Annotated in this window: 11 protein-coding genes; 4 read left to right on the forward strand and 7 right to left on the reverse strand. The window is 61.3% G+C overall.

Annotated elements, in window-relative coordinates:
- Positions 1-26: 26 nt before the first annotated feature.
- From kdpB to C4J83_RS09900, 6 genes are all read right to left on the reverse strand, one after another.
- On the reverse strand, positions 27-2,096 hold the full coding sequence (gene kdpB / locus C4J83_RS09865) for a potassium-transporting ATPase subunit KdpB (RefSeq protein ID WP_124416900.1): 2,070 nt from the start codon (positions 2,094-2,096) through the stop codon (positions 27-29).
- A gap of 12 nt (positions 2,097-2,108) precedes the next feature.
- Positions 2,109-2,756: a K(+)-transporting ATPase subunit C gene (gene kdpC, locus C4J83_RS09870; RefSeq protein WP_106580703.1), complete on the reverse strand. Its 648-nt coding sequence runs from the start codon at positions 2,754-2,756 to the stop codon at positions 2,109-2,111.
- 10 nt (positions 2,757-2,766) lie between these two features.
- Positions 2,767-4,473: a potassium-transporting ATPase subunit KdpA gene (kdpA, locus tag C4J83_RS09875; RefSeq protein ID WP_106580704.1), complete on the reverse strand. Its 1,707-nt coding sequence runs from the start codon at positions 4,471-4,473 to the stop codon at positions 2,767-2,769.
- 107 nt (positions 4,474-4,580) lie between these two features.
- Entirely contained in the window at positions 4,581-4,742 is a 162-nt protein-coding gene (kdpF, locus tag C4J83_RS31070; RefSeq protein WP_349815687.1) for a K(+)-transporting ATPase subunit F, read from the reverse strand.
- Positions 4,743-6,123: 1,381 nt separating this feature from the next.
- Positions 6,124-7,254: a catalase family protein gene (locus C4J83_RS09895; protein WP_124418847.1), complete on the reverse strand. Its 1,131-nt coding sequence runs from the start codon at positions 7,252-7,254 to the stop codon at positions 6,124-6,126.
- Positions 7,255-7,283: 29 nt separating this feature from the next.
- The gene (locus tag C4J83_RS09900; RefSeq protein WP_119735575.1) at positions 7,284-9,092 is read right to left on the reverse strand and encodes a di-heme-cytochrome C peroxidase; all 1,809 of its coding nucleotides are present in this window, start codon (positions 9,090-9,092) and stop codon (positions 7,284-7,286) included.
- 247 nt (positions 9,093-9,339) lie between these two features.
- Between C4J83_RS09900 and bamJ the strand changes: the two genes are divergently transcribed.
- The 4 genes from bamJ (at position 9,340) to C4J83_RS09920 (ending at position 11,662) form a co-directional block, all read left to right on the forward strand.
- Entirely contained in the window at positions 9,340-10,080 is a 741-nt protein-coding gene (bamJ, locus tag C4J83_RS09905) for a BamJ family beta-barrel-assembly machinery protein (RefSeq protein ID WP_106580563.1), read from the forward strand.
- A 323-nt stretch (positions 10,081-10,403) separates the two neighbouring features.
- Positions 10,404-10,859 (forward strand): YkvA family protein, encoded by a 456-nt coding sequence (locus C4J83_RS09910; protein ID WP_058420139.1) that lies wholly within the window; start codon positions 10,404-10,406, stop codon positions 10,857-10,859.
- 96 nt (positions 10,860-10,955) lie between these two features.
- The gene (locus C4J83_RS09915; protein ID WP_119735601.1) at positions 10,956-11,294 is read left to right on the forward strand and encodes a helix-turn-helix domain-containing protein; all 339 of its coding nucleotides are present in this window, start codon (positions 10,956-10,958) and stop codon (positions 11,292-11,294) included.
- Positions 11,291-11,662 carry a hypothetical protein gene (locus C4J83_RS09920; RefSeq protein WP_010565198.1) on the forward strand — a complete coding sequence of 124 codons (372 nt, stop codon included), beginning with the start codon at positions 11,291-11,293 and terminating at the stop codon, positions 11,660-11,662. The genes C4J83_RS09915 and C4J83_RS09920 overlap by 4 nt, the downstream gene beginning before the upstream one ends.
- Here C4J83_RS09920 and C4J83_RS09925 read toward each other — a convergent pair.
- Positions 11,659-13,428 carry a bifunctional diguanylate cyclase/phosphodiesterase gene (locus C4J83_RS09925; protein WP_106580607.1) on the reverse strand — a complete coding sequence of 590 codons (1,770 nt, stop codon included), beginning with the start codon at positions 13,426-13,428 and terminating at the stop codon, positions 11,659-11,661. The genes C4J83_RS09920 and C4J83_RS09925 overlap by 4 nt on opposite strands.
- Between the last annotated feature and the right edge of the window lie 25 nt (positions 13,429-13,453).

Below are 13,453 nucleotides of genomic sequence, written 5' to 3' on the forward strand. Positions count from 1 at the left end.
CCCGCTCCCACATTGGTTTGGCGGTGCTACACGAGACCCAACCCGCTAAGCAGCATGTCGATCAACTTGATCCCGGCAAACGGCACCAGCACACCGCCCAGCCCGTAGATCAGCAAGTTGCGGTTAAGCAGCGCCGCCGCACCAATCGCCCGGTAAGTCACCCCGCGCAAGGCCAAGGGAATCAGCGCGACAATGATCAACGCGTTAAAAATCACCGCGCTGAGAATCGCCGAGTTGGGGCTGCTCAGGTGCATCACGTTCAATGCGCCGAGCTGTGGGTAGGTGGCGACAAACGCCGCCGGGATGATTGCGAAGTACTTCGCCACGTCATTCGCCACGCTGAAGGTGGTGAGGGCGCCGCGGGTCATCAGCATCTGTTTGCCCACCTCGACCACTTCGATCAGCTTGGTCGGGTTGCTGTCGAGGTCGACCATGTTGCCGGCCTCTTTGGCGGCCTGGGTGCCGCTGTTCATCGCCACCGCCACGTCGGCCTGGGCCAGTGCCGGCGCGTCGTTGGTGCCGTCGCCGGTCATGGCCACGAGCTTGCCCTGGGCCTGGTAGTCGCGGATCAATTGCAGCTTGTCTTCCGGGCGCGCCTCGGCGAGGAAGTCATCCACGCCGGCTTCCACCGCAATCGCGGCGGCGGTCAGGCGGTTGTCGCCGGTGATCATCACGGTCTTGATGCCCATGCGCCGCAGCTCGGCGAAGCGCTCCTTGATGCCGCCTTTGACCACGTCTTTAAGCTCCACCACGCCCAGCGCCTTGGCGCCGTCGCACACCACCAACGGCGTGCTGCCGCGTCGCGACACTTCATCGACCTTGGTCTGCAATGCTGCCGGGAAACTCCCGCCCAGCGCTTCGATATGGCTGCGAATCGCATCCGCCGCGCCCTTGCGAATCGCACGGCCTTCGGGCAAGTCCACGCCGCTCATGCGCGTTTGCGCCGTGAAGTGCACAAAGCTTGCGCCCAGGGCGTTGATGTCGCGCGCGCGGATGTCGAATTTCTGCTTGGCCAGCACCACGATGCTGCGGCCTTCCGGGGTTTCGTCGGCCAGGGACGCCAGTTGCGCAGCGTCCGCCAGCTCGGCTTCCTTCACACCCGGCGCCGGCAAGAAGCTGCTGGCCTGGCGGTTGCCCAGGGTGATGGTGCCGGTCTTGTCCAGCAGCAACACGTCGACATCGCCCGCGGCTTCGACCGCCCGGCCCGAGGTGGCGATGACGTTCGCCGACATCATCCGGCTCATGCCCGCCACGCCGATGGCCGAAAGCAGGCCGCCGATGGTGGTGGGGATCAGGCACACCAGCAAGGCCACCAGCACCGTGGCGCTGATCACACTGCCGCTGCCGCTCATGGCCACGGCGAAGATCGAGTAAGGGCTCAGCGTGGCGATCACCAGCAGGAACAACAGGGTCAGGCCGACCAGCAAAATCGTCAGCGCAACTTCGTTGGGCGTCTTCTGGCGCTTGGCCGATTCAACCATCGAGATCATGCGGTCCAGGAACGATTCGCCGGGGTTGACGCTGATGCGCACCACCAGCCAATCCGACAGCACCCGCGTGCCGCCGGTGACCGAGGAAAAGTCGCCACCGGCCTCGCGAATCACCGGTGCCGATTCGCCGGTGATCGCGCTTTCATCCACCGAGGCCACGCCTTCGATCACCACGCCGTCCAGCGGCACCAGGTCGCCGGCTTCGATCAGCACCACGTTGTCTTTGCGCAGCAGGCCGGCTTCCAGCGGTAGCCAGGCGGCGCCGTGGCGCGGTTGCTGCAACAACTTGGCCAGGGTCTGGCGTTTCATGCCGCGCAGGCTGGCGGCCTGGGCGCGGCTGCGGCCTTCGGCCAAGGCTTCGGCGAAGTTGGCGAACAGCACGGTGAACCACAGCCACAAGGTGATGCTGAGGATGAAACCGCTGGGCGCTTCACCCTTGCCGCCCAGGGACTGGAACCACAGCAGGGTGGTGAGAATGCTGCCCAGGTACACCACAAACATCACCGGGTTTTTCCATTGCGCCTGAGGCAGCAATTTCTTCAACGCGTCGACGCCGGCAGTGAGCACGATGCGTCGATCAAACAGAGGTAAACGAGCATTTTTCATGAGGGCAATCTCTTACTCACTGACCGCAATAGAGGGCTGATGTGCATCCAGCGCCAAGTTGAGTTGCAGCACATTCACCCGTGGCTCGCCGAGCAGGCCGAGGGTGCGTGCGGCGGTGTGGTCGTTGAGCAGTTGCAGCAGGTCGGCCTCGGGGATATGGCGCAACCGCGCTACCCGTGCCAGTTGCAGCCGGGCGTTGGCCACCGAGATATGCGGGTCGAGGCCCGAGGCGGAAGCCGTGACCGCGTCCACCGGCACCGGGGCGTCGGCCGGCAGGCCGTTGTCCTGGCGATAGGCCTTGGCGCGTGCGGCGACCTGATCCAGCAGTTTCTGGCTGGTCGGGCCCAGGTTGCTCGCGCCACTGGAACCGGCGTTGTAGGGCTGCGACACGCTTTTACTCGGGTCTTGCGGGTCGGCGCCGAGGGTCATGCTCGGGCGGCCCTGGAAGTACTCAGGCTTGGTGAAGTTTTGGCCGATCAACGCTGAGCCGATCACCAGGCCGTCGCGTTCAATCAGCGAGCCACTGGCCTGATACGGGAACAACAGTTGCGCGGCCACGGTGGTGAAAGCGGGGTACGCCAGGCCGGTCAGCAGCATGAAAAACACTGCCGACACCAGCACCGGACGCAGCAGCCCTTTGAATATCGATTGAGTCGTCATCAACATGTCCTTAGTTGTACGTCTGGCCGGACAGCAACTGCAGTTGCTCCACCAGCGGGCCGAGCGCGAGCGCCGGCAAGAAGGTCAGGCCACCGACCACCAGCACCACGAACACCACCAGCAGCATGAACAGCGGGGTCGCGGTGGGGATGGTCCCGGCACCGGCCGGCACGGTCTTTTTCATCGCCAGCGAACCGGCCACGGCGAGCATCGGCAGCATGGTGAAGAAGCGCCCGATCAACATCGCAAGCCCAATGGTGGTATTGAAAAAGGGTGTGTTGGCGTTCAGCCCGGCAAACGCCGAACCGTTGTTGGCGGTGCCCGAGGTGTAGGCGTAGAGCACCTCGCTGAACCCGTGCGGGCCGAGGTTGTTGAGGCTGGCCATGGTGTCCGGCCACAGGGCGGCGAGGGCGGTGAAACCAAGAATGCTGATGGGGTGCGCGAGCACCGAGAGCATCACCAGTTTCATCTCGCGGGCCTCGATTTTCTTGCCGAGGAATTCCGGGCTGCGCCCAATCATCATGCCCACCAGAAACACCGTCAGCAGCGCGTACTGGATCAGGTTGATAAAGCCCACGCCGTCGCCGCCGAACACACAGTTGAGCATCATCTGCGCCAACGGCACGAAGCCGCCCATGGGCGTCAGCGAGTCGTGCATGGCATTGACCGAACCCGTGGTGGCTGCGGTGGTGGTGGCAATAAACAGGCTGCTGTCGGCGATGCCGAAACGCAGCTCCTTGCCTTCCATGTTGCCGCCGCTTTGCTCAATCGACAGCGTCTGGTTGGCGCCGGCCTGGGTCAGCAACGGGTTGCCGGTTTGCTCGGCGCCGTACACCAGCGCGAGGAAGCCGATGAACATCACCAGGAAGGTGCCGAAAAACACCCAGCCCTGACGGCGTTGCAGCAGCATGCTGCCAAAGGTGTAGGTCAGTGCCGACGGGATCAGCAGCATGCTGAGGATGTGCAGGATGTTGGTCAGCGGCGTCGGGTTCTCGAACGGGTGCGCGGCATTCATGCTGAAGAAGCCGCCGCCGTTGGTGCCGATGTGCTTGATCGATTCAAAGCTGGCGACCGCGCCGACGATCAGCTGTTGCTGCGCGCCTTCCAAGGTTGTCGCCAAGGCTTGTGAGGCGAAGGTTTGTGGCATGCCCTGCCACACATACACCAGCGCCATGGCCACGCACAGCGGCAGCATCACCCGGTACAGGGTGCGAGTGAAGTCGACCCAGAAGTTGCCGATGTCGGCCGAGCTTGAGCGGCTCAATCCGCGAATAAACCCTGCGGCCGCGACCACGCCGGACGTGGCGCCGACAAACATCAGAAAGGTGATGACGGCCATCTGGCTGAAGTTCGACAGGCTTGTTTCACCCGAGTACGCCTGCCAGTTGGTGTTGGTAATAAAGGACGCGGCGGTGTTGAACGCCAGGTCCGGGGTTTGCGCGGCCAGGCCCAGCGGGTTGATCGGCATTAGCGCCTGCAAGCGCAGGACGATATAGCCGAGCAGCATCATCGCCGCGTTCGACAGCAGCAGCGCTGAGCCATAGCGGGCCCAGCCCATGGTCTCCAGCGGGTTGATGCCCAGCAGGCGATAGGTAAAACGTTCCGGCAGGGCGTGGCCGGTCCCGGTAAACACCCGGGTCAGCCACTTGCCCATCAGCACGGCGAGCCCGGTCATCAACCCCAGGACCAGCGCAAATTCCAGCAGAGTGCTTAGCATGTCGTGGCTCCGTTCAAAGCTTGCCCATGGCGACAATGGCCATGGCAGTCGCAACAAAAAACATCAGGGAGAGGCCGATAAACATCACGTCGTACATGGCGGACTCCCTAGAACTTTTCAGCGCGGATGAGGGCGTAGCCCAGGTAAGCGAACAGGCCCACGGCACATAAGCCGCTGGCGACATAAATGAAGGTCAGTGTGAGCACGGTGTAACTCCCCTTGTTGAAGAAGCGGGGGAGGTTATGCGCTTGGGTATCAAGCCCGGGCACTGATTACAGGGGGCGGTATTAAGACGGTATATAGATGGGTTTTGGCTGGACGAACGAAAACAAGGGATAGCCCGGTGCCGGGGTATCCCTTGAAAAACTGGGGTTCTGCTGATTTCAGTGATCAGCTTATTTGGCTTTCTTTTTCTTTTCGCCGCGGGTGGCGAGATGCTCGAAGCAAAACGCGGCGGTGCCGAAGAGCGCAATCATTGACAGGACGACCATGCCTAAAGTTGAACTTTCCACGATGACTTCCTACGGGTTTTGGGGGTAGGACGTGACGGTAGAGCGTGGGGGGTTAGTTGCTCAATAGGGACGACGTAATCGTTATGGGGAAGTTGGAATTTATACGGGTTCTTTACGGGCTGGTGGGGGGGGGAGTACATATCCGTTGCTGCGGTAACGGCGGCTTAGGGTTCCGCTCTTACAGCGGGTCACTTTTGGCAAACGCCCCAAAAGTAACCAAAAGGTCTTTGCCCCACCACTCGGTGCCTCGCCTAGGCTCGGCATGCCCTCACTCCGGCTTGAATCCGTGGGCCGCCGCGACGGGCCATCCATGGCCCAACACGGCTAACCCGGCGTCCTGCCGGGTTACCCACGGATTCAAGCCTGCGTTCGGCCAGCGTGGTTGACGGGGCCTGTCAGATCAAGATCAAAAGCAGAGCACGGCGGCCTGAAAGCCGACCTGAGTGGTTGAAGCAAAAGCGGATCAAGAGCACAGCAACACACTTCTATCTGATGCACAGAGATCCAAATGTGGGAGCGGGCTTGCTCGCGAAGGCGGCGTGTCAGCTACACATGAGCTGGCTGACCCACCGCCTTCGCGAGCAAGCCCGCTCCCACAAGTTGACCGAGTTCAGCCTCCACCACCGCACTGCTTGGCTTTTCTGTGGGAGCTGGCTTGCCTGCGATGCAAACAACTCGGTCTATCAGGCACAACCAGTTGATGCCATCGCAGGCAAGCCAGCTCCCACCTTTGATTGAGTTCAGCCTTCAAGATCAGGCCGGCTGTCAGGCCGCCTCGCCTTCGCTTTTGATCTAACCACTCAGGTCGGCTACTAGGCCGCCGTGCTCTGTTTTTGATCTTGATCTGCTTTTGACTTTGACCTTAGGCGCCCCGTTAAACCACGCTGGCCGAACGCAGGTAGTACGGAGCGGGTAAACCGGCAGGACGCCGGTTTAGCCGCGACGGGGCAGGGACGCCCCGTCGCGGCGGCCCGCTCCGTAGTACCGGAGTGAGGGCACACCGAGCCTAAGCGAGGTGCCGAGTGGTGGGGCAAGAGCCCTTTGGTTACTTTGGGGCTTTTCCAAAGTGACCCGCCGTAAGGGCGGAACCCATACCCGCCATCACCCAAAAACCGGATATGTACCCACCCCCGACACCTCACAAATTACGACTATGCCGATAGTCGCTCACAGCCTCATACACCGCCTTGCGCAACCGATTAATCCCCCCAATCGGTCGATGCGCCTCAAGCCCAAACCACGGATTAAACGACTGGTTATCACAAGCGAGATTCAACGCCGGCGTATCAAAATCCTGCGCCTCAACCCGTACGGTTGCCACGGTCTCATACGGCGCATCGCTCTCCTTCCATTCAATGCTGGTGTCTTCGATCGGCATGAATTTCTGCGGATTCTGCCGCTGAACCTGCAACACAAAACACGCCGGCACACGGTCGGTCGACAGCTGCTGGCTCAAGGCACTGCGCAGAAAGTTCGGCAGGTCCTGGTTCTGCTTGGGCAACACATACTCAGGGCAACTGAGCGGGTCAGGCGCTACGCGAAACTTGGCATTGGCTGCGCCGAACTTGTAGGGCGACACCGAAAAGTAAGTCGTCTGCGTCGGGCTGGCCGGCGCAGGCGACAGTGTGGCCAGCGCGATAAACAAATGGCGCACCTGCCAACTACGCGGGTCTGCCTTGGGAAAGAACGCCAGGACCTTCTTGCCGTCGGCCTGGGCGCCGATGTTTTGCGCATACTCCGCCACATCGCTGACGAAGAAATTCGGATGACTGAACATCACGAAATCCTGTTCAGTGCGCGCCTGCTGATCCGCCATCAACTGTTTGCCCGGAACATCCAGCAGCTTGAGCGCCATGCCCCGCGCATCGCGGATGCTGTCGAATTGCGGGTAGGCATTGCCATTGGACAGACGCATCAACGCCTGCCAGGTTTTGCCCGGCTCGGCGAACACGCCTTGGCGCAACGCCGGGTCAAGATCCGCCACTACGCTGACGTGCGCCTTCACGCAGCCGTGAGCCTTGGCATGCGCGTCGCGCAGGTAACGCGTGCCTTCGCGGTGCTGATCGACAATGCGCACGGCTGTCTGAATGATGCCCTGGGTCATGGCCGCTTCACCGGGCGGGATCTGCTCGTCCGGCGACACCGGGCCGCTGTGCTGCCAGGCAAACCAGGCGGCAGCGATCAGCCAGCCCAGCAGCCCCAGGCCCACCAGCCATAACAGGGTTTTACCCAAAAACGCGCCGAGGCGCAGCCACAGACGCGCGAGCATCGAAGATTCCTTGTAGTCAGATCCAATAGTCATGGCAACTGTTGCTCCAGCGGGCCGCCCAGTACTTTGAGGTATTCCAGCAGCGCCCAGCGTTCCTGCGGCTGCAGGCCGCGGCCGATCACGCCATTGCCACGTTGGCCGGCGCGAAATTCGTGGCCGCTGTTGTGGTTGCCGGTGACGTTGGTATCGAACCGGAAGCCATTCTTGAACGCCTGTGTTTCAAAGCCCAGGTGGCGCGGGTCGTAGGCAAACGTGCCTTTATAGAAGGTGGTGCTGCGCTCGTCCTGAGGCGAGAGCAATTGGTAGATCGTCGGCACCGAGCCGTTATGCAGGAATGGCGGCGTGGCCCACACGCCGGCCAGTGGCCGCGCTTTGTAGGCGCGTACCTCGCGCACACCGATAGGCAGGCCGAAACCGTCCAGGCTTGGCCGCTCGGCCGGGGTCACGCCGGCGGCGCGGTAGGCGTGGTCTTCGACAAAGGCGGTGACGTAGGCCAGGCCTTGCGCCACCGACAGGTTGTGCAGGTCCAGCGGCGCAGTCGGCGTTGGGTGCAGTTCGACGTTGAGCGTGGCCAGTTCCGCCGGGTCCCATTGCAGCGCGCTGAGGTCGTAGCGCTGGTCGGCGATGTTGCTGGCGGTGCCGGGGTCGGTGCCGATGTATTCAACGGGGAGCATTTTCAACTGCTGCACCGGGCGGCCATTGACTTGGCTGACAGCGGGCACATGGCAACCGGCGCAGTTCTCGGCGAACAACGCGCGGCCCTGAGCGGCGAGGGGTTTGTCGATGGCGCCGAACAGATCTTCCGGCCAAGTGGGCGGCTTGAGGCGTTGCAGGGTTTCTTCGATCAGGTTGAGGTCACGCACGCGCACGCTGGAAGGGTAGCGCGCTTGGCCTTGAAGGGGCTGGCCGGCGCTGTCGAAGAAGTCCAGGGTCGCACCGACGCCGAGGGCTTCACCGATGTTGCGCGCCATGGGTTGCTGGGCCGAACCGTTCCATTGCACCCAGTCGAAGGTCCAGATATCCCACAGGTGCGGGTAGTCCACCGGGGCATTGGCAACGCGGTAATTGTCCGGCGAGACAGCGTCGCCAAAGCTGGCATTGGCGATGCGGCCAAACGCGTCGGTACGGCCCGGGCCTTCTTCGGTGGGGTAGAGGCCGCGGTGGGTGTCATTCCAGGCGACTTTTAGGAACTGGTTGAGCGACCGTTTGAAGTCTTGACGCAGTTGGCCATGTTCAGCGTCGTATCGATCCCCCAGCACCTGGCGGGCAAAGCGCTCGAATTTCCATGGGTTGTAATAAGTGGCGGCCAGGCTGGCCACCAGTGCCTGGCCGAAGCTGCCGCCGCGCAAGGTGGGCACGCTGGAGGGCAGCACGTGCTGGGCCGAGCCGCCGTCAATGCGCAGGGCCTGGCCTTTGAAGTGCAGCTCGCCGGTGTGGCAGGCGGCGCAGGTGATATCCAGGTATTCAACCGCGCTGCCGGCATTCTGGTGGCGGGCAAAACCGACTGGCAGATTGCCGGGGTTCTGCGCGGTAGGGACCTGCTTGGGGTCTACCAGAAACCCAAAGCGCGCCAGGTACTCGGGCGTGGCAAAACGCTGTTCGGAGAACGGCAGCTCCAGGGCGGTGAACCAGTCGTAGTGCAGGCCTTTAACTTGAGTGCCCTGAGGCGTGAAATAGTAGGTCTGGCGATCGGCGGCACTCCATTGATCCTGGTAGCGCACCTGCTGCACAGGCACGTAGTCGGGCAGCTTGGGGTTGATGGTGTAATAGAGCACGACGGCCAGCAGCAGGCCGAGTGCGAGCAATATCAGAAGCAAAACACGGGAAAAAATGCGCAAGATAACTATCCTTGTCGAGTTGTCGCGTTGTTATGCCACTACGCCATAGGTGCGGCAAGTGGCCATGAGCCTGGTTGCAGGCAGTCCCGCGATCCGTCGCGGGCCTCCATCATGAATGAAAATGCTTTTAAACACGTGAACTTATCGGAAGTTTCCTGCTCACATGCCGGTAGCCATTGGTCGTGGCCGCCTGATAAGCTCGCGACTTTACTCGAATGCCCTTTTGGCGCACGAACAAGGAAATAGCATGAAACAGCATCGGTTGGCGGCGGCGGTGGCCCTGGTTAGCCTGGTACTTGCGGGTTGTGATTCGCAGACCAGCGTAGAGCTGAAAACCCCGGCGCAGAAAGCTTCCTACGGTATCGGCCTGAACATGGGCAAAAGTCTTGCCCAGGAAGGCATGGATGACCTGGACTCCAAAGCGGTAGCCCAAGGCATCGAAGATGCCGTCGGCAAGAAAGAACAGAAGCTGAAAGACGACGAACTGGTTGAAGCGTTTGCCGCACTGCAGAAGCGTGCAGAAGAACGTATGACTAAAATGAGCGAAGAGTCGGCAGCCGCCGGCAAGAAATTCCTCGAAGAAAACGCCAAGAAAGACGGCGTAGTGACCACTGCTTCCGGTCTGCAGTACAAGATCGTGAAGAAGGCTGATGGCGCTCAGCCTAAGCCAACCGACGTGGTAACTGTGCACTACACCGGCAAGCTCACCAACGGCACGACCTTTGACAGCTCCGTTGATCGCGGTAGCCCGATTGACCTGCCGGTCAGCGGCGTGATCCCGGGTTGGGTCGAAGGCCTGCAACTGATGCACGTTGGCGAGAAGGTCGAGTTGTACATCCCGTCTGACCTGGCCTACGGCGCTCAGAGCCCGAGCCCGGCGATTCCAGCCAACTCCGTGCTGGTATTCGACCTGGAACTGCTGGCCATCAAGGACCCAGCCAAGGCTGAAGCCCCTGACGCACCTGCTGCTCCAGCCGCCAAGAAGTAATCGGCGCCTGAACAGACAACGCCCCGTTTCGACGGGGCGTTGTCGTATCTGCGGCCCGGTAAATCCGCCTGATTCACACCCGACGTAAATTCAAACGAACCCCTGCAAGCTGAAACAGTCTGATATAAGACTCGAGCACGGGTAGCCGCACATCAACGCCAAGTCAATGAAATCTTGGGTTTTTTTTATGTGCGCAAAAAACGCCCGATCTGACTGAAAGCCTTGTAGTCCGTGGCTTTCAGCCGATAAAACAGGCTCTGTTCACAAGGTTATCCACAATTTGTGTGGATAACCTTTTATGTCGCCTGGAACTGGAGTGACAGATGAAACCACCGTTCAATTTCACCCGTTTCCTGCCCATGGCCGCGCGTCTGCTTGGCCGTGGGCGTTTGCCAACCCTGCTGTTTGCCGTCGCCGCAAAAGGCTCCAGCCAGGGCAACCGCCTGGGTAAGCTCAAGGATGATCTCAAATTGCTTCAGGCCCTGTGCCTGGCCTACTGGCGCGGCGAATACCGGGCGATCAGCCCCAAGGCGCTGATTTCGGTAGTGGCGGGCTTGATGTACTTCCTCAGCCCGATTGACGCGATCCCGGACTTTATTCCGGTATTTGGCATGCTCGATGACATCGCCGTGCTGGCATGGGTCATGAAGACCCTGGACGGCGAACTGAGCGCCTTTCGCGCCTGGCGCGACGCCCAGCGCCCGGAAAAGCTCGCGGTGGTTGAGCGCCTGCCTGCGACGCCTGCGCTGCTGGCTGAGGAAAACCCGCAAAAAAACTGATCACACGGATATCCCCCTGCGACCTTTGTGGCTGTTAGGATTACACTCCTAAGGAAAGAGCTTACTTAGTGAGTGTTGTTATCCTACGGGGCAGTCATGGATATTCAGATAATTTCACGCAATGGCGAACCCGAGTACGCGGTGTTGCCATGGGACCAGTACCAGGCGCTACTAAAAGCCGCCGGTCAGCAACAACCAGCACTCCCTCCTTCTTCTGACGCTCAGGTCGCTCCCGATCAGGCTTTGCGCCCGCTCGCGGACCTGCGCGGCCTGCGTGAAACCCGGGGACTGGCCATCGAAACCCTGGCCCGCACCGTGGGCATCAGCCCCTCGTATCTCGGATTGATTGAAAGTGGTGAACGCCAGCCGGATGCCGCCATTCGCCGCAGCCTGGCCTGGGAATTGGGCGTTGCAGGTTGGAGGGATGAATCTTGAGCCTACGTATCAGCCGTCAACACTGGGATGGATTACTCAACGAACTGGATCAAGCGCGCCGCCAGCGTCACCTGCTGACCTACCGCGCGCTGCTGGAGCGCCTGCAATTTCCCACGCCGGCGATGCAGACCCTGGCCGCCGCCCTCGAGCACCTGGCCGCGCTGGACGCCAAGGCCGAGCAGCCGTTGCGCAGCTCACTGGTGATCAGCCAGGGTGCCAGTCGCCTGCCGCGTACCGGTTTCTTCGAATGTGTGGAGCGCCTGGGGCGTTTCAGCGGGCCGTCCGATGGCGTGGCCGCCGCATCCTGGCACGCCTCGGAAGTGGTGCGCGTGTTCGAATACGATTATCCGGAATCTGCCGAGGCTTAAAGCGTCTGGGCCAGCATGTCCATGCTGTCGATCACATGAATGCTGTAGCCCGCCACATCCTTGGCGTGGTGCTTGGCCTGCGAGGCCAGCTCCGCCAACTGGCTGGCGTCGAGTTGCCCACAGGCCTGTGGATATAAATGCACCACGCCGATCGACAGCGACAACAAGGCGAATTCCTGACGCGCGCCCTGGCGGTTCAACGCCACAAAGCAGCCGGCGTCGAGGTGTTCGGCGCGGTAGAAGCGTCGGCACTGGGTGTGAAAATCATCCAGCAACTGGTTAAGCCGCTTGCGCCAATCCTGTGGGCCGAGCACCAGCAAAAAATCATCGCCGCCTATATGCCCGACAAAGTCGCGGCTGGGGTCAACCCGGTCGTTGAGGCACTGCGCCAGGCACAGCAAGACCTCATCCCCGCGCCCGTAACCGTAGATATCGTTGAACGGTTTGAAGCTGTCGATATCCACGTAGCAGATCACTGACTCTCGTTGTTGCTGCAACAGCCGCGTCAGGCATTGCTGGATCGGCACGTTGCCCGGCAGCAGCGTTAGCGGGTTGGCGTAACGCGCCTGCTGGATCTTCAGTTCGGTGATCAGCTTGAGCACATCGATCACCCGCCCCAGGCCCAGGTAATCGCCATTGAGCGTGATGATGAAATCCTCTTCAATCCGTTGCCGCGCGCGGCTGGTCAGCAGGCGGCTGACTTGCTGCAGCGATTGGCTCAATTCAACTGCCAAAAAGTCATCGCTCATCAAACGGCTGATGGGCTTGCGCGCGAACAGGTCGGTGGCGAAGGGCTTGAGCAGCGCGTCGGATAACGAATGCCGGTGCACGATGCCTACCGGGTGGCCACGCCCGTCCAGCACCGCCAGCGAATTGAGATTGGCCTGGCGGCGGAACGACTCCAGCACCTGGGCGGTGGCAGTGTCCTGATCCACCGCCGGCTGCTCGTTAAGCAGGGCACTGAGGTCGCTGCCTTCTTCGCTGAGGGCGAGGTTGGCATTATCCTGCTTGGGCAGCATCAGGCGTGCTTCCTGGGGCGGCTGCTCCTGCGGGCGGCAAAGCAGGTAGCCCTGGACCAGGTCCACGCCCATCTCGGTCAACACCGCCAATTCTTCGGGTAGCTCAATACCTTCGGCAATGACCTGTGCCCGCGACGCCCTGGCGATTTGCAGGATGGAGCCGACGAACTCACGCTTGAGCGCGTCCTGATGGATGCCGTCGATAAAATGCCGATCAATCTTCACGTAGTCTGGGCGCAGCTCCGACCACAACCGCAGGCTGGAATAGCCGGCGCCCAGGTCATCCAGGGCGATGGCGAAGCCCATGTCGCGGTAATGGTGCAGTGCGGTTTGCAGCAGATCGAAGTCGTCGGTGGGGGTCTGCTCGGTGAGTTCGATCACCACTTGGCTGGGGGGAATGCCGAAGTCGCGCAGCAATTGCAAGGTGCGCCCCGGTTGATGCGCGGTCTCCATCAAGGATTCCGGCGAGATATTCAGGAACAGCTTGCCTGGCAGTTTCTGTTCGCTGAACCGTCGACACGCGCTTTCGCGGCAGGCCATCTCCAGCTCACTGAGGCGCCCGGCATGCCCGGCCACTGAGAACAGCGCGACCGGGGAGTGCAATGGACTATTGGAAGGGCCACGGCTGAGGGCTTCGTAGCCGAGGATGCGCCGTTCGGACAGGCAAATGATCGGTTGGAACAGGCTGTGCAAACTGCCTTGAGCCAGGATAGAGCCCAATGCATTCAGCTGTTCGGTCATGGTCATGGCGATCTCGATCGAAAAAAAAGGA

This window comes from Pseudomonas sp. LBUM920 (assembly GCF_003852315.1).
Lineage (GTDB): Bacteria > Pseudomonadota > Gammaproteobacteria > Pseudomonadales > Pseudomonadaceae > Aquipseudomonas.

What these genes read in the sequence shown, in the direction of transcription:
- kdpB (WP_124416900.1), bottom strand. Translation starts at nt 2,096, where the DNA reads ATGAAAAATGCTCGTTTACCTCTGTTTGATCGACGCATCGTGCTCACT.
- kdpC (WP_106580703.1), bottom strand. Translation starts at nt 2,756, where the DNA reads ATGACGACTCAATCGATATTCAAAGGGCTGCTGCGTCCGGTGCTGGTG.
- kdpA (WP_106580704.1), bottom strand. Translation starts at nt 4,473, where the DNA reads ATGCTAAGCACTCTGCTGGAATTTGCGCTGGTCCTGGGGTTGATGACC.
- C4J83_RS09895 (WP_124418847.1), bottom strand. Translation starts at nt 7,254, where the DNA reads ATGCTCGCGCGTCTGTGGCTGCGCCTCGGCGCGTTTTTGGGTAAAACC.
- bamJ (WP_106580563.1), top strand. Translation starts at nt 9,340, where the DNA reads ATGAAACAGCATCGGTTGGCGGCGGCGGTGGCCCTGGTTAGCCTGGTA.
- C4J83_RS09910 (WP_058420139.1), top strand. Translation starts at nt 10,404, where the DNA reads ATGAAACCACCGTTCAATTTCACCCGTTTCCTGCCCATGGCCGCGCGT.
- C4J83_RS09915 (WP_119735601.1), top strand. Translation starts at nt 10,956, where the DNA reads ATGGATATTCAGATAATTTCACGCAATGGCGAACCCGAGTACGCGGTG.
- C4J83_RS09925 (WP_106580607.1), bottom strand. Translation starts at nt 13,428, where the DNA reads ATGACCATGACCGAACAGCTGAATGCATTGGGCTCTATCCTGGCTCAA.